This is a genomic window from Mesorhizobium sp. WSM4814 (assembly GCF_055811595.1).
Genome location: NZ_JBVVQT010000017.1, coordinates 48,348 through 70,965, shown reverse-complemented (window position 1 = coordinate 70,965; position 22,618 = coordinate 48,348). Strand labels below are relative to the sequence as shown.

Below are 22,618 nucleotides of genomic sequence, written 5' to 3'. Positions count from 1 at the left end.
TGAGAGCTTTGTTTTCGTTTTGGGCAAGCTGTGCGCATGGGCTTATGTCTACACCAGCATCGCCTGCGACGAAGGCAACGCTAGGCTGGCACGACCGGACCATGGATGCAACTGGCGCCGGAACCAAGCAGACTAAACGTAAAGCCATACTTAGCCCGGCAACGCTATGAAGTCGAAACTCAACACAGTCCGCCTGGACGCTTGGGACCTTCGAATCCTGGCGGAGCTTCAGGCACACGGTCGGATATCAAAAAGCGAACTTGCGAAGCGCGTCCATCTGTCCGCGTCGGCTTGCTCGGAGCGGCTGCGCATACTCGAAACAACAGGGGTTGTTGAAGGCTATTACGCGCGGCTGAGTCCATCCCTCACCGGGGGCGTGATTTTCGTTATGGTGGAGATCGTGCTGGAACGTCACCGGCTCGAAGACCAAAGACACTTTGAGACGGCAATTCAGGGCATCTCCGAAATTTTGGACTGCTGGGCGATCGGGGGCCGGATCGATTACCTGATGCGCGTTGCTTCTCCGTCTATGGCTGCCTACCAGGAATTCATGGAGGGTTTGCTGCAGGTTGGACTCGGGATCGACCAATATTACAGCCTCATTGTGACGAAATCGGTAAAATCCAATTCGCCCATTCCCTTGTCCGCGCCGAGACAACGGTGAGTTCCGAGCCTGTGTTTTCGACGGAGTTTGAAGCAACTTCCGTGAATTCATCGGCCACGGACGTACATTGCCGTGGAACGTGAAGTGGGACCGTCGGTATAGTCAGCCTTCGATGAGCGGAACGGAGTGTTTCCGCCGGGCGATCAACGGGAGAGCGACAATGAGCCTGACCAATCTGGGAACCAAGCAAGTCCAGGAAAAGGATCGGAGCTACGTCTTTCATCCGTCCACGCATTTGGCAAAACACAGCCGCGGCGAGACGCCAAACCGGATCATGGCCGGAGCGGAAGGCGTCTACATCTGGGATACCGAAGGCCGAAAGAGCCTCGACGGTTTCGGTGGGCTCTACTGCGTCAACATGGGATATGGATGCACGGAGATCGCTGACGCCATTGCGAAGCAAGCCCACGACCTACCGTTCGCTCATGTCTATGCCAGCCAAGGCACAGAGCCCGTTGCCCGCTTGGCGGAGGCCGTGGTCGAATATTTCGGGCAAAACATGCAAAGAGTTTATTTTGGCCTGTCCGGTTCCGATGCCAACGAGACCAACATCAAGCTCGTCTGGTACTATAACAACATTCTCGGTCGCCCTGAAAAGAAGAAGATCATTTCGCGGCATCGCGGTTATCACGGTTCCGGCCTAGTCACCGGAAGCCTGACAGGTCTTCCATTCTTCCATAAGTTTTTCGATCTACCTTTCAATCTCGTGCGCCACACAACGACCCCACATTACTATCGCCAGGCGCATGAGGGCGAATCCGAAGAAGCCTTCTCCAAACGCTGCGCCGACGAACTTGAAGCCCTTATTCTTGCTGAGGGCCCAGATACGGTTGCTGCCTTTATCGGAGAACCGGCACTTGGGACCGGCGGCATCGTTCCGCCCCCAAAGGGGTACTGGACGGCCATTCAAGAGGTGCTGGATAAATACGATATCCTTCTGATCGCCGATGAAGTGGTTTGCGGCTTCGCGCGAACCGGCGAGAAATTCGGTTCCCACCTCTACGGCATGCGTCCGGATTTCGTTACCATCGCCAAGGGCGTGAGTTCCGCCTATCTCCCCATCTCGGGGTCAATCATCGGCGACCGCGTCTGGTCGGTCCTGGAAGAAGGAACCGAGAAGCATGGACCTCTCGGCCATGGCTGGACATATTCCGGGCATACGCTTTGCGCGGCGGCCGCACTTGCCAACATTCAAGTTCTCAAGGAAAGAAACATCCTGGAACATGTCCAGGATGTCGGCCCCTATTGGCTTTCCCGCATGAAAGCTGAACTGGAGGGACATCCCATTGTCGGCGAAGTTCGCGGTGTTGGAATCCTCTCTGGCGTCGAGCTGATGGGGGATCCCAAAGCGCGCGTACCGTTCGAGGCCGAGCTGCAGGTTGGCGTGCGGGCCGCCGCTGCTCTGCTTGAGAACGGGGTCATCGGCCGGGCCATGCCGCACAGCGATACCCTCGGCTTTGCCCCGCCACTGATCATCACCCGCAACGAAGTGGACATCATCGTCGACGCGACGGCGAAGTCAGTTGACGCGACGTTCCGCGCCTTGAAGGCGGAAGGGGCCGTATAAATCTTTGTCAGCGCCAAATACTTTATTGCCGCTGTTGTCCGGTCCTCCCATTTGACGCGGGCGCTGCGCGGCGAGCCCTGCCGGTGCACCTCCCAGCCGGCAGGGCGTATTTCTGAGACGTTGCATGTCAATCGCATCGCGCCAGTGAATGGCTGTTGAGAAGAACAATATGCACGCCAAGAAACGCTTGTGATGCCGAGCACCTGGACTTGCTGCCACCTGCGAGCAAGTTGCCGAAGACCAAAGGAAAGCGCCGACAAGGGCAGACATGCAATCTGTCTTCGAACGATTTTTGGAACAGCTTTCGGACGGTGTCGATGAAGTCGATTTCCACAGCGCCTTGGCCTATGTGAGCTCACAATTCGACCTGCTCGCCTTCGCCTACCTCTCGCTGCCGCCGCGGCCAGGTGACAAGCCCACGCTGATCTCAAACTATCCGGCGCCCTGGACAGCGCGCTATCTTGAGCACCAGTACCAGAGCATCGATCCCGTTATCGTGCGTGCCCGCGTCGGCGGATGCCCATTTCGATGGGGCTCTGCACTACCGGGTGTTGAGCCATCAGAAGCTGAGCAGAGGGTCTTTGACGAAGCCGCGCAATTCGGCATCTGCTGTGGTTTGACGATCCCCATTATCGATCTCCTAGGCAATTTTGCGGCGATGACCTTTGCCGCTGACAAGCGCGATCCTGCATTTTTCCGCGTCGCGGAACACTATGAAGACGATCTTCCTTACGTCGCGACCTGCTTTCACACGTTCGTTCGACGAAAACTGTCCGCTGACCGAATCGTTGACGGTGTGCCCTTGACGGCGCGCGAATACGAGTGCCTGCAATGGGCAGCACGTGGCAAGACGGCCTGGGAGATCGGCTGCATCCTTGGGATCACGCGGCGCACGGCCGCGTTTCATCTCGATAACGCCCGTAGGAAGCTCGGCGTCACGACCAGAAGCCAGTTGGTTGCGCGATTCGTCAATTCGAAATCTTCGCATCACTGACAGTCTAGCTGTGCAGTTGCACAGGCAGCGCAAGCGTCAAGCTTCGCCTCCAATACCGGGGAGATTCCCCGCGAGGAGGCCTTTGATGATCCAGCTGATTTCACCAGACTGCTACGAGGACTTTGCCGACAACCTGCATGCAATGCATCGCCTTCGCTACCGCGTCTTCAAAGAGAGGCTCGACTGGGAGGTGAGAGGAAATGGCGGCTACGAGATCGATTCCTTTGACTCGTTGAGACCTCACTACCTGTTGCTGCGCGGTTTCGAGGGTCGGGTAGAGGGTTGCGTGCGCCTCCTGCCCTCCACAGGGCCGACTATGCTTCGCGACACCTTCCCCATGCTGTTGGAGGGAAAGACGGCACCTGAGCACCCGAGCATATGGGAAAGCAGCCGCTTCGCGCTCGACATTGCTTCGTCCGCACCGAAGGGAGCGGGCGGCATTGCGATCGCCACCTACGAACTCTTCGCCGGCATGATCGAGTTGGGCCTCTCGCGCCAGCTCAGCCATATCGTGACGGTCACCGACTTGCGCATGGAGCGCATACTTCGTCGCGCAGGCTGGCCGCTTGAGCGAATCGGAGAGCCGCAAACCGTTGGCGTCACCCGAGCGCTGGCCGGCTATTTAGAGGTGTCGGAAAAGATACTCCAGGCGGTGCGGCAAAACGGTGGCATTGGCGGTCCGGTGCTGTGGGCGCCTGTGCTTCGCCGGGTGGCATAATTACGCGCGGCGGGGCGCACGGTCATGCCCATATCTGTCGCGCCAGATGCCGATCAGGACTGGCAGGATCACTGCTCCTATGACTGCACCACTCAATTGACGTCGGGTGGCTGGGCTTGGGAGTTCTTGCGTCGCAACCCGGCATTCCGGCTTGATCTGCTCGCTGCGCGCCAGCAGGCCAATACACTGTCTCGTGGAGCCCTTGTCGACGTGATCAGTTCCGCCGGCGATCTCTCGCGCTGGGGTGTTTTGTTTCGCCCAGTCTCACGCACGCACTGCGGTCGTGTTCTGGTGTCCGCGCCGGTGCGCCCATGTTTTGCCGGTCTTCGCGGAACAGCCGTCTGCATCGCCAACCGAATCGCCGTTCGAACTGGCGGGATTGTCATGTCGAGCGACAGTCCTGTTGAGGCCCGACGAGAGCCAGCACGTCCATCTTCGCAATGCGGAGCATGGCCTCCAACTCGCAGTTTCGGGTGCGGATATCCTTCGGCCAGCTTGCCTGCGTGCTGAGGCGATTTGGCCCCCAGAACTTTTGAAACATCGCTTGTGGGGGCTCGAGTGCCTCAATGCCCTTTGTCTCGATGGACAACTGCCCGCCCGCCTGTTTCCGCCCGAAAGACGCGAAGCCCGATTGACCTTCGTTCTTCGCGCCCTCGACGGGTCGCTCGCTGGAGCATCCCACCGCGAGATTGCGGAGGCGCTGATCGGAGAAGGGCGCGTCCACTCCGACTGGAACGATCCTCGCGATCACCTGCGCGATCGCATCCGCCGCGCCGTCGCTCGTGGCCGGGCGCTGATGAATGGCGGGTACCTGGACTTTCTCCTCTGAAAGGCGTGGCAATCCGCGCCGTATTCAGCCGCCGAACAGGTGCTTGCTGCCGGTCGTCACCATCCAATTCGCACGGTCGATATGGCTGCGAACAGCCTTGCGAGCGCGGACCGGTTCAAGGATCGGGTCGATGCCGAGAATGCGATCGGCCATTTCCTCTATGCTGGCATTGTAGGCGCAGGCGTCGAGGATGCGCAGGTAAATGGTGCGATGTTGCCTGTCGTAGCTCGTAATGCTGTCTGACCAGGGGACATCGTCGAGCAGTGTCGAGCTTTCAGTCCCATCTGTTCCCGTCGATCGATTCATCTCTGCCGCGAACCTCGCATGTTGATAGCTGGATTCAAGACAGCATATCCCAAAATGGGATAATCCGGAACCGGGATTAGTGGCTGAGCCGGTCTTTACCTGACCGGTTCGCCTACATGCCCAAATCACTTCGATCTGCCCGCCACCAGCGATTTCTGGCCCAGTTGATATCGCTGCGCAACGCCAAAGGCATGACCCAGGCGCAGGTAGCCGAGAAGCTTGGCCGTCCGCAATCCTTCGTGGCCAAGTATGAGGGTGGAGAGCGGCGTCTCGATGTCATTGAGTTTCTCGACGTAACTATGGCACTTGACGCTGATCCGTGCGAGATTCTGTTGAGCCTATGATCATAGCTGGCGCGGGTTCACGAAGCGGTCCGTCTGTCGTGGATCAGTCTGCGTTCTTCGGCAAGCTCAGGCGTCTCAGTCATCCGGCTCACCGCCGACGGGCGCAGCCTTTCGGCTACTGAAGACGCGGCCCGACGACCTTTCTTCGTGCGCTCGACGGATCACTCGCTGGAAACCTCCCGCCGTCGCTGAGGCGCTATTCGGCGAATGTCGCGTCCAGTCGGACTGGAATGATCCTCGCGATCACATGGGCGACCGATCCGCAGTCTCTTGCAAGAGCGCGACTGCGTGGCCGCTCCGAGTCCTCTCTCCGTGCCGGTCTATCGCTGGCGCGGAGCTGCATCGACCCGGGGCTCCGAGCCACATCACTCCGAAGCCGCAGTCGTTCAGCCGTTCATGGTGGCGCCCGGGAGCGGCTGCGCCATAGTCTTGAGGGTGCCGAGTATCTGCGCCGCGGTGGGGTTCGGCTCGGCTGCGAGCATGAAGCCGAGCGCCCCCGAGACGCAAGGGCTCGCCTGTACTCGTGCCGGTCGTCCAGGGCTCGGCATGATCGCCAAGGCACTTGGCGCAATCTTTCGACCTGGGCAACGCTCAGGCTTTGGGCATGCGTCGCGTGTAGGTCGCTGACTTGAGGCGATGTGCCTCCGGCGGACCGCCTCGTCGCCTCTTGAGGTTAGTCACCGAAATGATGCGCTCACCGCCGGCGAGCGGACTGACCGAAGACACATCCACTTTTGGCTCCGCTTAAAGAATTATTCAAGCGATCGAGCCATCCCCAAGGTTGGCGGGAACGTCCCGCTCGACCCCGGCGTGCAAGATACCATCGCGAACTGCGAGGCTTTGGAGTCGCACCTCTCACACTCCCGACCTTGCGCCGACCACCAGCGTCTTGCTCAACAAGGGTGTCAGAACCGCGACGTGGCTCGCCTGTTGGCCGGGTGATGCACCTCCTTGTAGATGATGAGCACCTTGCGATCGGAAGCTAGAAGTCCAATGAACTCGCTTGGTTCGATCGGCCGATCCGATCGCCTCAGGCCAGAATGGCAAATGCCAGCGGTTCAACCAGAGCTCGCTCTCGTTTCCAAGGCGTCTTTTGATGCCATCGCCGGTCGTTCCCATTCGAGCACGTGGTCCAAGCCTTGGCCAAGACACGTGAAGCGGGTTGGTTGGAACGAGCCGTAAGAGCCGAGGTCGGCAGCTAACGTCACCCACGCATATTGGTAGGTATGACGAGGTTAAGAAAAAGCTATGTTCGCTCACGGAGAACCTCCCACCGATGTGTTCCTTAGTGGAAGGGATGCCCGTTATCGGGGGGATGTTACTAAAAGTGGCGGAAAGCAACTTGGATTTGGAATGGCAGAAGGAGGAGGTTGCGGCGACAAGAGTGAGCCTCGCAGCGGAGCGCACCATCAACACGCCGCCGAGGTTCTTTGAAGTCAGCATTGCTGATGAATCGCGTCCGGAAGCTCAACGACTGCCCCTAAGAACGCTCCAAGCTCAGCATCAAGAAGGTACACATGATAGTCGATAGGGTTTTTGATCGTAGCAACGCTCTGTATGTGAAGAAAGTTCCACGAAAAGGCCGCGGTTTATTCGCCAACATCCCGTTCAAAGCTGGAGATATAATCGAGCGCGCTCCAACGTGGGGATTTGACGAGCGGCAAGCAAACCTCATAGACCGTACAGGCATACTGGAGTATTACTTCGTACGTGGAAGAAAAAATTCGAAAAGCGCGCCTTTTACGGGTTATGTTGTTTTTGGACTTGGCTCGTTGGTGAATCACTCTTCGACGCCTAATGCAGAAACCGTTTGGAGTGATGAAGAATCCGGCGCATGGGCCAGCATTGTAGCAATCAAAGACATAAATGTTGACGAGGAAATAACGCAGACATACACGAACATCCCAGATTACCCTAAACATATCAACTTCGTTGATTGAGTGAACAACAGGTTATCAGGGATGCAGGTGCGTCTTGGCTTGTTGAGAACTGCCGGTTGTATTGTTGAACAACATTTTCGTAATATTAGGCTTGGAGAATCGAATGTCTGGTGATTTTGTTTACGACGAGAGTGTGGCTTCCACGTATGAAAAATATACTAGGTTAGTAGGGAAAGTTGCGGAGGCAGACGAAACTGCTGCCTTCCTCGAGCTATTTTCCAGAGGAGGGGGCGCTCTTGAGCTCGGTATTGGCAATGGGCGCGTAGCGGTGCCGTTGAGCGAGCGGGGAGTCAGGGTCGAAGGCATCGACAATTCAGAGAGCATGTTAAAACTTCTCGCCAAACGTACTGATCTGATCAAAGCCTGGAAGGGGGACATTGCCGATTTCAGCTCAGAGCAGCGCTACGATCTTGTCTATTGTGTTTATAGCACATTCACCCTGCTCTCTACGCGCGAAGAACAAATAGCTTGCCTTCGATCGGCCGCGGAGGCGCTAACAGAGAACGGGGTTGTGATAGTAGAAGTTCGTGTTCCACCCTTGGACGGTTTTGTCGGCGGCCAGAAAACTACTACCACGTACGTTGATCATGAGAATACCTTTGTCAATGCGGTAATCCACGACGCAGTAAACCAGCAATTGACTTCAACCATCCTCTGGTTTTCGGGTACATCGGTCAGACGTTTACCACAGCGCGTTCGGTACGTTTATCACCAGGAGCTCGATACCATGGCCGAACGCGTTGGGCTGGAGCTGGCGGAGCGTTGGGGGGATTGGGCGAGGGGCGCGTTCACCAATGAATCCAAAGGTCACATCTCAGTTTACCGGCGAACCAGCTTGTAGTTGGTGACCTGCCCCTGAAGGTTCGTCTTAGTGCCTCGGCAGTTTTGGCCGATCCCAATCTTTGGGCCGCCGGTTGGCCACACGCTGCCTGGGGCCATACCTCAACGTTGGGCCGGTACTTGCGTGGACTCATGGTCAAAATGACGCTCGCCGCGCGAGCAAGGCCGCCCTGCTCTAAGTCCCCGCCATGCCCAACCGCATACCTATAACGGTTTGATCGATCCATCCGGCCTGGGCATCATCGAAGAGACCTGACCAAGACCGACATGACGCCCATCCATGCTGGGCACCACATGGCCCAACAGCTGGTCGAAACTGCCACGGGCACGCGGGCCGATTCATTCTGCTGTCTGCTGTCTCAGTTGCCTCCGTCATACCGCCCGCGATTGCTGCTCTTCAAAGTGGAAGCTCATCCCTCTCAAGGCCTTTATCCGGCGGCCTCATGTCGACCCGAGGACGACCGCGCTTTCGGTAAACGACACCTCTTGCCAACTTGGGCGTCCGTCCGGCGAGTAGAAGAGTGATATGATAACAATTCTTCTTGATCGCATTGAACGGAGAGGCCAGCAGTTCCATTTGCCCGGAGATTACGCCCATCCCTTGCGTTCGCGCGCGTCGAGCTGAAATCCAGTCGAACTCGTGGCGAACTGCACCACTTGGCTCGTGAACCGCGCCTTCGGGGTCCAGAAGGCTATATCTTAGGCGCGGGCCGCGAGCTTCGACACTACGATACGTTGCTGGATGCCGAACGGCCGAATTCGTAAGTCAACCCCGCATCCGCTCGCCCTTCGGGTCATACATCGGTTCGAGGGAGACTTCCGCGGCAAAGCATTCGCCGGCGATCTCAATCTGGTATGAAGAGGAGAGCAGAGCTGCCTCACTTTCGTCTTTGCACGGTATATAGCCAAGGCCGAGGGCTCCACCGAGCGTGTGCCCGTAGTCTCCGGAAGTGATTGTTCCGGCGATCCGACCGTCTCGGAAAACAACTTCGTTCTTATGAAGTAGGGGAGCAGGATCTTTAAGGCGGAACTGAACCAACCGACGGTCGAGTCCCGCCTCAAGTTTTCTCAGCACCGCATCGCGGCCAATATATCCAGGCTTTGCCGTCTTGACAGCGAAGCCCAGCCCCGCTTCGAGCACGTGATCCCCGCTGCCAACGTCATCGGGGAGGTGGCGACATGCCTTCTCCATGCGGCACGAGCCGATGGCATGGAGCCCACACAGCTTGAGTGCCACATCGGCGCCCGCCGCCTCGATTACTTCGAAGACATGAGCGGCTTGGTCACTCGGAATGTAGATCTCCCAGCCCAGCTCGCCGACACAGGTCACTCTATGGGCCCGCGCGAGACCCATGCCGATCTCAATCTCCTGCCAGGTGCCGTAAGGGTTGTTCTCGTTGGAGAAGTCATTCGGACTCACTTTGCCGAGCAGTTCGCGCGAAGTCGGTCCCAGCACTGCCAGAATGCTTTCCGACGCCGACATATCGGTTATGACGACGAACTCATCGCCCAGATGCCGCCTAAGCCAAGAGAGATTGGGTTGTAATGTGAAGGCTGACACGACCAGCAGGAAAGCAGTCTCCGTGAGACGACTCACGGTCAGATTGCTCTCGATCCCGCCTCGCTCGTTCAGCATTTGTGTATAGACGATCCGGCCAACCGGCACGTCGACATTATTAGAGCAAAGCCGCTGGAGAAAGGTGGTAGCGTCTCGTCCCTCAACTCGGATTTTTCCGAACGATGTCAAGTCAAACAAGCCGACCCCTTCGCGCACAGCAATATGCTCGTCGCACTGGTTATCGAACCAGTTCTGGCGATACCAGGAATACCGGTACGCACGCTCCTGGCCTTCCCTGGCAAACCAGTTGGCGCGCTCCCATCCCGCCGCCTCGCCGAACACCGCCCGGCGCGCCTTAAGATGGTCGTGAATTGGTGAGCGTCGAATGCCGCGCGCTGTTGTCATCTGACGAGCGGGGAAGTGGTTGGCAAAGGAGAGCCCCACTACCTCCGAAACCCGCTCTCTCAAGTACGAACGGTTTTTCTGTAAGGGCTCCATCCGACGGATGTCCACGCTCGACAAGTCGAAGGGCGGCTCGTCGTCATTCATCCACTGAGCCAGCGCTAAGCCCGCGCCTCCTGCGGCAGCTATCCCTGTACTGTTGTAACCACATGCTACCCAATAACCCCTAACATCAGGAACTTCACCCAAGTGGTATTGGTCGTCAGGAGTGAAGCTTTCTGGCCCGTTAAAGAAGGTACGAATACCGGCTGTGGCCAGCATCGGAATGCGCTTCAGAGCCTTCTCCATAATAGGTTCGAAATGCGCAAAGTCCTCGGGCAACTGATCGAAGCAGAAGCTTTCCGGGATGCCGTCCATGCCCCACGGTTTCGCCTCCGGTTCCACCGCCCCGAAAAGAATTCTGCCTGCATCTTCTTTGTAGTACGTATGTTCGTCAAGAACCCGAAGGACCGGCAGCCGAGTTAGTCCATTTATCGGTTCTGTGACCAAGTAGAAATGTTCGCACGCATGCAATGGAACCGCGACGTCGCTTCTAGCGCCGAATTCCCGTGCCCACATACCAGCACAGTTTACTACGTTGTCTGTTTCAATTACCCCTCGCTCGCCATCCTTCTCCCAAGTCACGTTCGACACCCGCCCGTTTCTCGCCTGAACACCGGCTACCTTCACTCCTTCAAAGATCGCGGCGCCACGCTGACGTGCGCCTTTGGCCAGCGCCATCGTGACGTTGCCTGGATCACATTGTCCGTCATTAGGGAAATGAAGCGCAGCAGTGACATCAGACACATCGATATGAGGGTACATTCCCTCGAGTTCTCGCACAGAGATCTTTCGCGCCTCCACGCCGTGGGCGGGTGCGAGAGACAGTTGCCTGTAGAGCTCGTGCTTGCGCTCTTGGGTAGCTGCGATAGACAATGAGCCGACGCGGCGAAGTCCGGTTGCAATCCCCGTATCTTCCTCCAGACTCGAGTAGAGTTGCATTGAGTACTTGGTCAATTTCGTCATGTCGCTAGACCCGCGAAGCTCGCTGAGTAATCCGGCGGCGTGCCAAGTCGTGCCGCACGTAAGTTGCTTACGCTCGAGCAGGATCACGTCCGTCCATCCCAGCTTCACTAAGTGATATGCGACGGAGCACCCCGACACGCCGCCTCCGATTATGACAGCTCGCGCTTTGGAAGGCAGTGGCTTCATTTCGGATACCTCAACCAGGAAAATTCGACTCTCATTGTAAGCTCCGGTTCAGTGTCTTTTCGGCACCCTCGCTAGAGCCAAAGGAGCGCGCCCTCCAGAAGCTCCGGATGAAAGGTGAGCTTGGCGAGACCACGAGGCACCGCAGATCGCTATCCCTTGTCCCCCCTCGCGAAGAGTGCCCGGCCAGAGCCGCACGGCGGGCTCGTGGGCGACGCTGTTCATCCTCGAGATTTTTGTGGTCTACTATGGGTGCCGCCAGTCCAGCCTTCAGACCGCGGCCGTTCGGTGCCAGGACTAAGATACTCTTGGCCATGCATGTATCGGATATCGGCGCGGGGCGGCGACTTGCCACTGCCTCTGGGCGTGAATGATAGCGCTGGCGGGGCCGCCCGCCCCGTCCGCGCTGCCCCGCTCGAACGGTAGACGAGGCCCCGCTCGGCAATGCTCACTTGTCCCACCGCTCCAGCGTCGGTTCGACAAATTTGCGACGCCTGGAAGCTATGGTGATCTGCCGCCCTTCGCCCGTGGGAACTTCGAAGCCCCAGATTAGGTTGAGTCAACACGCGGCTAATCGCGAAGACCAAGCGTGTCCCGTTGGACGTCCAGGACACGGAGGGATCAGGAAAGCCCGTGTTCTGCTCCGTGCCGCTGGTGATCGCGGATAAAGGCCAAGTTCCGTCCTTGTCGTTGCTGATGATGGTGGTGCGCGATCGGTCGGGCGCGAGCGCCATCGCAACTACATTCTTTCCACCAAACTCAGGCTTTTTTCGGCGAAGGAGTACAAAGGGATTGCTGTGGGATTTACGTTCGTGCTCAAAAACTTTCCTGTACCGTCTAACCAAGCTCGCAATATTTGAGGTGGCGGCGTTATTCGATGCCGATTGGAGAGCAAACGCACATTCTTGGGTCGGCTCGGAAATGCTCAGTGTCGCGGGGGCGAACGCATGCTCGGCGAGCGTGATCATAGGAGTGGTCCATGCGGGGCGGTGCTTTGGCAGATCGACAGCACGTGTCATGCCAACTGAGAAAATCATTTCAGAACAACGAGTCATTCTGACAGGACTTGTGTCTCATGTCCGACATCGTCAGAGATCCGACGACTGTGCAACTTTAATCGCCTGATCGGTCCCCTGTGCGAGCTCGCAGGAACACCATGCAAACTCAAGTCAGTAAAACTCACAGCGAGCTTGGTTGGCACGCAGGATCTTGGCTCCAACGACGCTTCACGTACCCGGCTCTAAATGGCAATCCCTTGACTAACGATCTGAACGACGAAGATCGGCTGCGCGTATCCCGACGCAAGCGAACGGCTTGCAATTCACCCTCCACGCTATCGCGTCTCCAGGAAAGTCTGGAACGGAACGAAGCAGTCGACAGTGCTGTCAAACGATGCCTTTAACCGCTCACACCGCACTCGTTGCGCGGTGTTGGCGGCCAGTCGCTGTTTGCATCCGTCTTCTGTCCTTGACAGTTTTTCAATGGCACACGTTTCACGAATTGCGCCATTGACGACGAGTGCTTTCGGGCGCTCCGGACGTCTGGCCCGGTCTGCTGCTGTGTCTCGCGGCGTTGCTCCGTGCGTCGCCGTTCATAGGCCGTCGGAGATGGAGCGGATCGAGGTGCCGGGCGGCCCCGCTTCGCTAGGCCCCTCCATTGGTCACCGTTGGCGTGCTGTTCCCAGCGAGACGACTGGACGCCTGTTTCGGGACACTGCAGCCGCCCTCATAGTCCACGATCACGAGGCAACTCAGGCGGCTGGTCTTTGCTTAAGAAGCGACGCCATGTCTACGGGATCTAGTTCTGTAGTATCGGAGGCTGCGAAACTATGGTCATTTTTGCAGGAATGCTGCTTATACGGTGCTTTTGCGTCGTCACTCGTCGCTCCTGCAAAATTATCTAATGCCATAACGCCAACCACTCGGAGTCACGGATGAGAGGCGCAGCAACCACTGCGCTACAGGGCTCAAACGGCCGGACCTTCTGCAAAGATCAGGGAACGGGCATGGCACCTATGGCGGAAATACTTGCGGGGACGGATCCTGCGGCCGACGATGAGCTGGCCCGGGTAGCAGCCTCCGAAAGGTCCGATGCGACATGCCGTTTATTCACAAGAATCGCATTCCTGCAGTGGCGCGATGAACTCACTCATTTTGCATCGATTGACTCGACTTACACGAAACGCTCTCACACTAGGGTGCAATGACGTGATCGTTACACAGTGCGCCATGCAGACCAAATTTGCGGACTACTCTTTCCCTTGCGAGATTTATTCCAGGCGGAGTACAGACTCGCACCAACTATTAAAGTCTGCTGCCTTCTTGGTCACTGGTCTAAACGGTGACTGTATCTTAGTTCGGAGATAGGACGAGCTTCATTCGGGGGGCAACTATTGTATATACGAACCGAATTATCGAGTTGGGGTGTTTTACAAATATGCATGACTGCAAACCGCCATCTACGGCCTTGAACCGATGGCTGAAGCCTTATCCATCGGTTGAACAACGTTATGGCCACCTTCTCCTCGAGGAAAGGGCCGACAGAGATCAAAATCTCGCTGCCGAGCTCGTTCCGTATTTTGAGTCAGCTCATCGTGACGCTCGCGAACATTTTGCCGCACAAATCGGGATAGATCTTCATCCGGATGCGGATGAAGACGACGACGATGCTGTGGCGCTGCTACTGTATCCTGGCTGTCTACCGCCGGCCGCTCGACGCGGTCTTTTCGGCGAGGTCATGGCGGGACTTGTCGCCGAGCATTACAAGTTTGTTGGCGAGCACAAATGGTCGATCCCGATCTTTCTCTTTCGATACCATGCCGACGTTGAAAAGTACCTGTTCGATCTTGCTCGTGACTCGGCCCGCGTTCGGGCAGTCTTTGGGCGTTTCGGCTCCGATTTCCTCGGTGTCTCACTCACCGGCGACGGCGGCGCCGTTGCTCGATTGATCGTGGGGGAGGCAAAATGGCGGGAAACGCTCAACGCAAGCACCGTAGACAACCTGATGCTCGGTGAATGGAAGAGAAACCGAAAAACGGGAGAGAGAGTAAGGAAGGGAGGCGTATGGTTCGAAATCAATCGCGATCTCGACGTTCCCCATGGGGTGCGCCAACTTCAACGATTACTCTTTGAGCGCGATCGGGACGGTCATGCGGCCGCGATCGTCTCCCTCGATAGGGCGCTCGCGTTGCGCAATCCGGTAGCTATACCGCGAACGAACCTCATTCTGATCGCCGGCGACGGCGCGGCGACGAGAGAGCCGCAAACGGCTTTGATCGGATGGGAGGAGATACCCGCAGAGTATACGTCAGCCAATGACCTGCAAGTGGTCGAGCTGATTCTCGATGAGGGCGTTGCATTGGTCGATGAGATTTATGACCTGCTGTGGGCGGAGGATTGATCGTGGCCGAAAGAGATGATGAACGCCTCGGGATCGCAAATCAGGTCCGCCTAGAGATTGGAATCGAAAATACGCTCTCCGCAAGGCAGGCCCGCTCTTTCGTGCGCTGCCTTCAGACGGCTTGGCAGGTTCCTGTAATCCAGTGGCGTAATCAGGAATCAGCTCAAGAACTTGCCGATGCGCGGCGTCTGCTGCACGTCGCCGAGATCTACAGACAGATTGAGGGCAGCGCTTCGCCAGGGGCAATAGAATGCTATCGGCGAGCTGGCGAGATCCTCGAATGGTTGGCGCGAGCAAATGATAGAATCCGAACTGTAGCGCCGATCGAGCTGTTTGCCGCCGCCGCGTTTCAGCTCGGCGGTCTGCCTGCCATGGCCAACGGCCTTCTCGCGCAAATCGACATGGAGGACGATGGAACACGGCTCTATGGCAGCTTCCTAAGCGCCGACTTCGATGACGTTCTCGCGGCCGCTGCCTCATTCTGGCAGCGAAACACTGATCTGACTGACCGCGAAGCGCCTCGACGACTTCTTGAGGATGATGGTCAGGGGCGCATCGCATGGTACTTTACGGTCGAACTCGTCCGCAGCCTCGGCCTCCTTGCCTATGCTTTGCGGCGAGGGCAGATCGATCGCCTCGCTCGCGCGATACAAAAGATCGACGCGCTGGAGAAAATGTCCACCCGGACTTTCAGCGAGGACGCATCGTTGCTGATAACGCTTATGCGCGCAGTCGCCCACAGCTATGCCGAGGCATCGATATACCTACCGGTGAACGCGCTTGCCGCGCTTAACCCGGCCCGGGCACCGCGGCTGGCGCGTTTTGCGCGCGGCCAATATAGCCGCCGCCGCGGCATTCTGTGGTCGTCTCAGCGCGACGGACTAACTCGACTCTTGAATGATTCTTCCTTCGCTCTGTGTACGCCGACCGGCTCCGGCAAGACGCTTGTCGCGAACCTTGCTCTCGTAAAAGAATTGCTGCTCCCAGCGGGGCTCTCATCCTCGCCTCTGGCACTTTATGTGGTGCCATCAAGAGCCTTGGCAGGGGAGGTCGAGGCGAAGCTGAAGAGCGAGCTTGGTGCCGACATGATCGTCACAGGTCTTTATGGCGGTACTGACTGGGGAATCACCGACTATTGGCTCAAGGCCGAAACACCGACCGTCCTCGTTGCGACCGTCGAAAAGGCGGAGGCCTTGATGCGATATGTTGGGCCACTCTTGATCGCACGACTGCGTCTTCTCATCATTGATGAAGCGCATCAGGTCGTCGCCGAGAACGATGCTCGGACGAGGGCAGATCTAGCAGAGCACAGCAATCGCGCCATCAGGCTCGAAAGCTTCGTTTCCCGCCTGTTGGCACGTGCGCCCGATATCGTTCGTATCGCCCTTACTGCCGTTGCCGGCGGCGCAGCGCTCCCGGTGGCCAGGTGGATCGAAAAGAGGAGCGACGCCACTGCGATTGGCACTCGCTATCGCAGCACTCGCCAGTTGATCGGCGTTCTGGAGACGACCCCGAATGGATCCGACCAGATAGTGCTTGATGTCATGAACGGAAAACCTCTGTTCGTGCGCGGACGCGACGCTCCCGTTTATCTGCCGTTGCGCACACCGATCATGCCCCAACTTCCCCGGCCGATGCGGCAAAGTCTTTATAGATACAACGAGACGAGTGTCCTCTGGACGGCCCTCCACCTGGTGGATACCGACCGGCGCATCTTGATCTCGGTGATGCAGGAGCCTGAGCAGACCATGGGTTGGTATGTCGAGGCTCTACAGCTTCCCCAGTGGGCAAACATTCCGCCCTTCGCAGTGCCCGCCGGTCCTGCGCTGGATCTTTTTCGGGAAACGCGCGCCGCAGCAGCCGATTATTGCGGTGCCGGATCCTTCGAAGTTGCCTTGCTCGACAAAGGCATTGCAACAAGCCACGGGCAGATGCCACAGCGACTCAGGCGATTAATGGTCGAGCTTATCGAAAAGCGGATCTGTCCGATCACCGTCGCGACAGCTACGCTGACTGAAGGTGTCAATCTTCCGTTCGACATCATTTTCCTAACCTCATTGAAACGAGGAACTTTCGACACCACAACCAATCGACGGCTCGTAACGCCCCTTTCGACGGCGGAATTCCGAAACCTTGCCGGCAGGGCCGGAAGACCAGGTGCCTCCCGTGGAATGGAAGGCATGACCCTTATTGCCATCCCTCAGGCAAATTCTGTTGCGACTGCATCGCAACAGGAGTTGCAGCGGCGACAACGAAGAGAATTGCAGGCTGAGTATGATACCCTCTTGGCCAACGTCCTGCGCGACGAACGACAAGCAGCAGCCGTGCAAAGCCCTTTAGCTTTGTTACTGACGGCCATCGCTGAGCGGGCCGCCGCTATTGGTATTGACGAAGACGAATTCCTTGATTGGCTCGACGCGATAACTCCTGAGGTCATAAGCGCCAATGCCGGTGTCGCAGCATCGACGGCAAGGGCCCGGCTGGCTGACAGCGTAGATGAGCTCGACGGTTTTCTTCTGACCGCGCTGGAAGAGCTTACTCACGGGGCAGTGGACGAGATGGACGGCCCCCAGGCCGAAGCATATTTGATCTCGCTGTGGCAGCGGACCTTTGCCAACGTTGCCGCAGTCCAGGAGGCCTGGATGGAGAATGCGTTCATTCGTCGAGGCCGCGCGATTATTGAGACCATCTATCCCGACGGTGAGGAACGCGAGCGCCTCTATCGATATGGCTTCACGCCCTACGTTGGGCGCCGTTTCGAACGCATCGCTCCTCAAATAATACAGCTTTTGGCCAACGCGGTCGGATACGGCGACGCCGATGAAGATGACCGTTTGCAAGTGTTCGAAGAGATAGGAAAACTCATTGCTGACGATCGCGGGTACGGCTTCAGGGTCCGCCAGACGCAAACCGACCAGCGGCTACTGGCTGACTGGACAGGCGTACTCGCGTGGTGGCTACAAGGCCCTGATGCTCCAGCACCCGATCCCGTCTCTCTTCGCAGCTGGCAGCGTTTTGTCGCCGACAATTTGGAGTTTCGTCTTGGGACTGTCATAGGCGCGGTGGTGGCACAAGCATGGTCGACCGGCGCCGACAATCCGCTGGCCGTGCCCTCACTTGAGGATTGGCGGGTTACAACGGGTTTACCCTGGTTCGCTTTCTGGGCGCGCGAGTTGCTGCGCTGGGGAACGCTCGATCCCTTTATCGCCTTTGCCCTGGCTCAGGGGCTCGCGAAAACCCGTGACGGCGCAGCTGCCCGGAGGATTGAGTTTGAGCAGTGGCTAGCGTTGGAGAACTACAACGTCGATGCGGAAAACAAAATAGATCCCCAACGATTTCTGGAATGGCAACGAAGCATTCCGCGAAGTGATAACGATCTCTTCGACGAGGAGCCGGATGCGGCTCAGCTCGTAGGGACCGATGGTAGGAACAGACGCTACTCGGTCATTCCAATACGTTCGGACGACGCAATAAATTGGTTGGACCCAGCCGGTTTCATCCTGGCCAGGAATGTAGGGAGAGAAGGAATTTCGTTTCCCAGATCCAGTCGAGATGATTTCGAGCTTACTGTGCGTCCGAGAGGTGCGACGGTTTCCCGTATCTTCGCCGCGGACTGAACACCTGCACGAAAAGACGTGTTAGGCGATCGAAGTTTAGAGTCGTCCGGTTAAACTAAAGGATCAAACAAGGTATCGAGCTTTCGACCGAATGGAGCCCCTTCACGCGGGCGGCCGAACCCGCAAGGGATTTCCTCAGGTTGGGCTCGAGCGTCTACAACGAGGTAGGGATTTGAGATCCGGTCGGGGAATACAATCCCGATTAGGACGGGGCAAAAGATATATGCAAGCAGTTCACTTTGGGCGAATTCTGACGCCACTGACGCCGGCTGGCGCAGTTGGCGGCAATGCTCTCGCAAGAGCGTTATGGACCTTCTTCCGCCCCGTCCCCTTTCAAATGACACGTTGCCGGAGAGCCAAGGGAAGGAGCTGAAAAGGGCAGAGATGCAGACTGTCTTCGAGAGATTCTTGGAACGGCTTTCAGTAAGCGTCGATGAGGCTGATCTCCGCAGCGCCCTGGCCGATGTCGCCTCTGGACTCGATCTGCTCGCTTTTGCTTATCTCTCCTTGCCCCTGCGGTCTGATGGCAAACCCACGCTGATCTCGAATTATCCGGCGCCCTGGACAGCACGTTATCTTGAGAACCAGTATCAGAGTGTTGACCCCGTCATTGTGCGTGCACGCGGCGGCGGATGCCCCTTTCGTTGGGGATCCGATCTGAGCGGCGAGGAGGCTGCAGGGGCTCAGGTTTTCGAAGAAGCGGCTCAGTTTGGCATCTGCTGCGGCATGACGATCCCGATTATCGACCGCCGAGGGAATTTTGCTGCGATAACGTTTGCCGCTGACAAGCCCGACGCCGTTTTTCGCGCCGCAGAACGCCACGAAGAAGGTCTCCCGTATATAGCGACCTGTTTTCATATGTTCGTTCGCCGCAAATTATCCGCCCATCGAATGATCGATGGTGTCTTGCTGACGCCGCGGGAGTATGAGTGCCTGCAGTGGGCAGCACAAGGCAAGTCCGATTGGGAGATCGGCTGCATCCTGGGGATCACGCAGCGCACCGCCGCCTTTCATCTGGGCAACGCTCGCCGGAAGCTTGGTGTGACGACCACCCGGCAGGCAATTGGGCGCCTGGCCCGTTCGGGTTTCGGTTCACTGACAAGTTAGCTTCACGGTGCGGGGCGGCGTTGAAGCGTCGCCTGTTGGCGCTCAGTGCCTCAATGCACTTGTGCTGCCTGCCCCCTGTTTCCGCCGAAAACCTGGACCCGATTGAACGTCGTTCTTCGGGGCATCGACGGATCGCTCGCCGGACCTTCACATCGCGAGATCGCTGAAGTGCTGATCGGGGAAGTCGGGTCCACGCCGACTGTTCGGATCCTGGCGATCACCTCAGCGACCGCATTCGGCGCGTCTCTCCGGCCGTGCGCTCAGAAATGGGGACTGTCGTGAGTTCCTTGCCCTGAAAAGGTGACAGTTCCAGCTGTGCGTCAGCCGCCGAACAGTTCCTTGTAGCCGGTCGTTACCATCCAGTTCGCCCGATCGATATGGCTGCGAACAGCCTTGCGAGCGCGCACCGGTTCAAGGACGGGGTCGATGCCGAGAATGAGTTCGGCCATTTCCTCTACGCTGGCATTGTCGGCGCAGGCGTCGAGGATGCGCAGGTAAATGGTGGAATGCTGCCTGTCGTAGCTCGTGATGCTGTCTGACCAGGGGACTTCGTCGCGCAGTGTTGAGCTTTGAGTCCCATCTGTTCCCGTTGATCGATTCATGTCTGCCGCGAACCTCGCATGTTGATCGCTGGATTCAAGACAGCATATCCCAAAATGGGATAATCCGGAACCGGGATTAGTGGCTGAGCCGGTCTTTACCTGACCGGTTCGCCTACATGCCCAAATCTCTTCGCTCTCCCCGCCACCAGCGGTTTCTGGACCAGCTGATATCGCTGCGCAAGGCCAAAGGCCTGACCCAGACGCAGGTAGCTGAAAAACTTGGTCGGCCGCAATCTTTCGTGGCCAAGTTTGAGGGTGGAGAGCGGCGTCTCGATGTCATTGAGTTTCTCGACGTAACTGCAGTGCTTGACGCTGACCCGTGCGAGATTCTGTTGAGCCTGCGGTCATAGCTGGCGACGGCGCGCCTCCCGGAGCCGCGGTTGGGCGGACCAGCCCCGGTTTTCTTCGGCAATCTCAGGCGTCTCAGCCATCCAGCTCGCGCCGTGGCGCCGGTCGTCAGACCCGCACAACTTCTCTGTTGGGCCTTTCCCGACGGAGCAGGGCAGGCGGCACTCCCTTCTAGGCCCGCCGCGGAGTTTTGCGGCCATCTTACGCGCATGGCCCGGGTGGACGCGGTCGTCGCGTCTCATGGTGGCGAGCAGGATAGGCGGATAGGGCTATCCCGGCGTGGCAGTGTGATAGGCGGAGATTTCCTTCAGGAAAGCCCAATCGTCAGCCTTGTCGGGATCGCCATATTCGTCGATCCAGCTCGCGCCCGCCAGAAGTTTGGTGTAGCGGCGCATGTCGATAAGCGGAACCATGCAGAACAGCGCGCCGAAACGCTCAGGATAGCGGGCAAGCATGTTGGCGATCAGTAGACCGCCATTTGAGCCCCCCTGGGCGGCAATCCGCCTCGGCAGCGTAATGCCCCTTCGCACGAGGTCGGCGGCAATGCGGCGAAATCGTCATGGGCGAGACGCTTGCCCTCCCTCCGCCCGGCATCGTGCCAGCGGGTGCCGAACTCGCCGCCCCCGCGGATGTTCGCCACCACACACGTGCCGCCGCGCTCGAGCCACAGCTTGCCGAGCGAGGAGTAGTAGTAGGGCAGGAGCGATTTGCCGAACCCGCCATAGGCGGAAAGGTGAACCGGGGCATCTCCGTTCCCATCAGCCGGACCGACCTGCGTATAGGGGATCATCTCACCATCGATCGACACTGCCTCGTGGCGCGTGACCACCAGTCCGGATGCGTCGAAAGTCTCCGGGTTGCGCTTCAGGATTACTGAAGCGCTGAGAGGCGGCGCGGCGTTGAGATCGAACAGGAAAAGCTGCGGCGGCGTGATCGGATCCTGAGCGCAAACCAGGACCTCTCCATTGGTCTCGTGATCTGCCGCATCAAGTGACCAGAGGTGAACAGTCCCTTCGGCGGGCACTGTGTCGAGGGGCTCGGCGTGTCCATTCCTGCGGGCCCGGGGTGAACATCTCGAATCTTGGAACGAGGTTCGCCAGGTAGGCGATAATGAGCTTCCCGTCATTCCAGAAGAATGACTGCAGACAGCGCCTCTCGGCTGGTTCAAACAGCGTACTAAAACGGCGCTCGCCGGCCAGGAAAGCGGAAAGTGAGATGCCGATCAGCGCGTCGGCGCAATAGGTTGTGCCGGCAACCGTCCATGCTTTGCGCGGCTTTACCACCAGCCAATCGCCGAAGTTATCCCACCTAGCGTCCTTGGGAAGGTCGATCTCGATCTTCGGCCCGCTCCTATCACCAATGCGGACTTTCTTCTCGAGCCAGGCCAGCTGCTCGACGAACCACAGGCGCTCGCTCTCGGCGTTACGGTCCAGATGGCCAGACACACCGAGGTTTTCGGAACCGGTCTCGAAGATCACCGGCGCGGTGAGGGGATCCGCGCCACGCTTCCACAGTCGCACGGTGCGGGCGTAACCGGAGCGGGTGGCCATGCCCCGACCAAGCGCACTGGAAAGCAGAAGCATGTTGGGGTCGAGCCAATCAATGTCGCCCTTCGCTTCGGGGAGAATGAAACCGTCGGCGACAAAGCTCAGAGAGCTGAGGTCGAATTCGCGATGCACGACCGCATCGCTGCCGCCGCGCGACAGGCGCAGAACGGCTCTTTCCCGTCTCTCCGGCTCGATCGACGCACCACTCCAGATCCAGTCCTCTCCGTCGCTAGCCGCGAGGGCATCCAGATCGAGCAGTAGCTCCCATTGGGGATCCGCCTGCATGTAGAGGGCAAGGGTGGTCCGGCGCCACAGTCCTCGCGGATTTCCGGCATCTCGCCAGAAATTGTAGAGGTATTGACCGCGGCGCGTGACCAGGGGGATCCTGTCGGGACGGTCGAATACCGCTGTCAGCGCAGCCCGGTCGCGCTCGAACTGCGTTCCACCGAAGTGCTTCAGGGTCTTTGTCGACTGCCCGGCCGTTCCCGCAAGTGCCCGTTCGCCTTCTACATCTTCAAGCCAACGATGGGGGTCATCGTCGGGTGCACTCACAGTTGGGCGGAAATCGAATTCGCTCATGTCCGGACA

The 22,618-nt window shown here is 58.2% G+C and carries 16 protein-coding genes and 1 pseudogene; 13 read left to right on the top strand and 4 right to left on the bottom strand.

All coding sequences use genetic code 11. The features are described from left to right. Nucleotides 1-166 precede the first annotated feature (166 nt). The 6 genes from AC0L2V_RS22880 (at nucleotide 167) to AC0L2V_RS22855 (ending at nucleotide 4,772) form a co-directional block, all read left to right on the top strand. Complete coding sequence (locus tag AC0L2V_RS22880; RefSeq protein ID WP_473521265.1) at nucleotides 167-664, top strand: Lrp/AsnC family transcriptional regulator; 498 nt, start codon at nucleotides 167-169, stop codon at nucleotides 662-664. A gap of 160 nt (nucleotides 665-824) precedes the next feature. Then, nucleotides 825-2,231 carry an aminotransferase gene (locus AC0L2V_RS22875; protein WP_473521264.1) on the top strand — a complete coding sequence of 469 codons (1,407 nt, stop codon included), beginning with the start codon at nucleotides 825-827 and terminating at the stop codon, nucleotides 2,229-2,231. A 268-nt stretch (nucleotides 2,232-2,499) separates the two neighbouring features. Further along, entirely contained in the window at nucleotides 2,500-3,225 is a 726-nt protein-coding gene (locus tag AC0L2V_RS22870; protein WP_473521263.1) for a LuxR family transcriptional regulator, read from the top strand. A gap of 85 nt (nucleotides 3,226-3,310) precedes the next feature. Continuing rightward, entirely contained in the window at nucleotides 3,311-3,943 is a 633-nt protein-coding gene (locus AC0L2V_RS22865) for an acyl-homoserine-lactone synthase (RefSeq protein WP_473521262.1), read from the top strand. 24 nt (nucleotides 3,944-3,967) lie between these two features. Further along, nucleotides 3,968-4,453, top strand: coding sequence for a transcriptional regulator domain-containing protein (locus tag AC0L2V_RS22860; RefSeq protein ID WP_473521261.1), 486 nt, complete (start codon nucleotides 3,968-3,970; stop codon nucleotides 4,451-4,453). After that, a complete protein-coding gene (locus tag AC0L2V_RS22855; RefSeq protein WP_473521260.1) occupies nucleotides 4,347-4,772 on the top strand; it encodes a DUF2285 domain-containing protein in 426 nt (141 codons plus the stop codon). The genes AC0L2V_RS22860 and AC0L2V_RS22855 overlap by 107 nt, the downstream gene beginning before the upstream one ends. A gap of 24 nt (nucleotides 4,773-4,796) precedes the next feature. Here AC0L2V_RS22855 and AC0L2V_RS22850 read toward each other — a convergent pair whose 3' ends face one another. After that, entirely contained in the window at nucleotides 4,797-5,078 is a 282-nt protein-coding gene (locus AC0L2V_RS22850; protein WP_473521259.1) for a hypothetical protein, read from the bottom strand. 116 nt (nucleotides 5,079-5,194) lie between these two features. On the opposite strand from AC0L2V_RS22850, the gene AC0L2V_RS22845 reads away from it, so the two are divergent. From AC0L2V_RS22845 to AC0L2V_RS22835, 3 genes are all read left to right on the top strand, one after another. Continuing rightward, nucleotides 5,195-5,422, top strand: a complete 228-nt coding sequence (locus tag AC0L2V_RS22845) for a helix-turn-helix domain-containing protein (protein ID WP_473521258.1) — start codon at nucleotides 5,195-5,197, stop codon at nucleotides 5,420-5,422. Nucleotides 5,423-6,939: 1,517 nt separating this feature from the next. After that, nucleotides 6,940-7,362, top strand: a complete 423-nt coding sequence (locus tag AC0L2V_RS22840; protein ID WP_473521257.1) for an SET domain-containing protein-lysine N-methyltransferase — start codon at nucleotides 6,940-6,942, stop codon at nucleotides 7,360-7,362. A 103-nt stretch (nucleotides 7,363-7,465) separates the two neighbouring features. Beyond that, complete coding sequence (locus AC0L2V_RS22835; protein ID WP_473521256.1) at nucleotides 7,466-8,203, top strand: class I SAM-dependent DNA methyltransferase; 738 nt, start codon at nucleotides 7,466-7,468, stop codon at nucleotides 8,201-8,203. 765 nt (nucleotides 8,204-8,968) lie between these two features. On the opposite strand, the gene AC0L2V_RS22830 is transcribed toward AC0L2V_RS22835, so the two are convergent. After that, a complete protein-coding gene (locus tag AC0L2V_RS22830) occupies nucleotides 8,969-11,413 on the bottom strand; it encodes a GcvT family protein (protein ID WP_473521255.1) in 2,445 nt (814 codons plus the stop codon). A 2,463-nt stretch (nucleotides 11,414-13,876) separates the two neighbouring features. Between AC0L2V_RS22830 and AC0L2V_RS22825 the strand changes: the two genes are divergently transcribed. The 3 genes from AC0L2V_RS22825 (at nucleotide 13,877) to AC0L2V_RS22815 (ending at nucleotide 19,533) form a co-directional block, all read left to right on the top strand. Next, a complete protein-coding gene (locus tag AC0L2V_RS22825) occupies nucleotides 13,877-14,809 on the top strand; it encodes a ParB N-terminal domain-containing protein (RefSeq protein ID WP_473521254.1) in 933 nt (310 codons plus the stop codon). Between the two features lie 2 nt (nucleotides 14,810-14,811). Then, nucleotides 14,812-18,426 (top strand): DEAD/DEAH box helicase, encoded by a 3,615-nt coding sequence (locus AC0L2V_RS22820; protein WP_473521253.1) that lies wholly within the window; start codon nucleotides 14,812-14,814, stop codon nucleotides 18,424-18,426. A 384-nt stretch (nucleotides 18,427-18,810) separates the two neighbouring features. Beyond that, on the top strand, nucleotides 18,811-19,533 hold the full coding sequence (locus AC0L2V_RS22815) for a LuxR family transcriptional regulator (protein ID WP_473521314.1): 723 nt from the start codon (nucleotides 18,811-18,813) through the stop codon (nucleotides 19,531-19,533). 320 nt (nucleotides 19,534-19,853) lie between these two features. Here AC0L2V_RS22815 and AC0L2V_RS22810 read toward each other — a convergent pair whose 3' ends face one another. Continuing rightward, complete coding sequence (locus tag AC0L2V_RS22810) at nucleotides 19,854-20,135, bottom strand: DNA -binding domain-containing protein (protein ID WP_473521252.1); 282 nt, start codon at nucleotides 20,133-20,135, stop codon at nucleotides 19,854-19,856. A gap of 116 nt (nucleotides 20,136-20,251) precedes the next feature. Between AC0L2V_RS22810 and AC0L2V_RS22805 the strand changes: the two genes are divergently transcribed. Then, complete coding sequence (locus tag AC0L2V_RS22805; protein WP_473521251.1) at nucleotides 20,252-20,485, top strand: helix-turn-helix domain-containing protein; 234 nt, start codon at nucleotides 20,252-20,254, stop codon at nucleotides 20,483-20,485. A 180-nt stretch (nucleotides 20,486-20,665) separates the two neighbouring features. On the opposite strand, the pseudogene AC0L2V_RS22800 reads toward AC0L2V_RS22805, so the two are convergent. Continuing rightward, a pseudogene (locus tag AC0L2V_RS22800) lies at nucleotides 20,666-22,609 on the bottom strand (alpha/beta fold hydrolase); the annotation flags it as partial. Between the last annotated feature and the right edge of the window lie 9 nt (nucleotides 22,610-22,618).

Bases quoted from the DNA above. Each gene is read 5' to 3' on its own strand.
- AC0L2V_RS22840 (WP_473521257.1), top strand. From the start codon at position 6,940: ATGATAGTCGATAGGGTTTTTGATCGTAGCAACGCTCTGTATGTGAAG.
- AC0L2V_RS22880 (WP_473521265.1), top strand. From the start codon at position 167: ATGAAGTCGAAACTCAACACAGTCCGCCTGGACGCTTGGGACCTTCGA.
- AC0L2V_RS22865 (WP_473521262.1), top strand. From the start codon at position 3,311: ATGATCCAGCTGATTTCACCAGACTGCTACGAGGACTTTGCCGACAAC.
- AC0L2V_RS22860 (WP_473521261.1), top strand. From the start codon at position 3,968: ATGCCCATATCTGTCGCGCCAGATGCCGATCAGGACTGGCAGGATCAC.
- AC0L2V_RS22830 (WP_473521255.1), bottom strand. From the start codon at position 11,413: ATGAAGCCACTGCCTTCCAAAGCGCGAGCTGTCATAATCGGAGGCGGC.
- AC0L2V_RS22815 (WP_473521314.1), top strand. From the start codon at position 18,811: ATGCAGACTGTCTTCGAGAGATTCTTGGAACGGCTTTCAGTAAGCGTC.
- AC0L2V_RS22845 (WP_473521258.1), top strand. From the start codon at position 5,195: ATGCCCAAATCACTTCGATCTGCCCGCCACCAGCGATTTCTGGCCCAG.
- AC0L2V_RS22810 (WP_473521252.1), bottom strand. From the start codon at position 20,135: ATGAATCGATCAACGGGAACAGATGGGACTCAAAGCTCAACACTGCGC.
- AC0L2V_RS22870 (WP_473521263.1), top strand. From the start codon at position 2,500: ATGCAATCTGTCTTCGAACGATTTTTGGAACAGCTTTCGGACGGTGTC.
- AC0L2V_RS22805 (WP_473521251.1), top strand. From the start codon at position 20,252: ATGCCCAAATCTCTTCGCTCTCCCCGCCACCAGCGGTTTCTGGACCAG.
- AC0L2V_RS22835 (WP_473521256.1), top strand. From the start codon at position 7,466: ATGTCTGGTGATTTTGTTTACGACGAGAGTGTGGCTTCCACGTATGAA.
- AC0L2V_RS22850 (WP_473521259.1), bottom strand. From the start codon at position 5,078: ATGAATCGATCGACGGGAACAGATGGGACTGAAAGCTCGACACTGCTC.
- AC0L2V_RS22875 (WP_473521264.1), top strand. From the start codon at position 825: ATGAGCCTGACCAATCTGGGAACCAAGCAAGTCCAGGAAAAGGATCGG.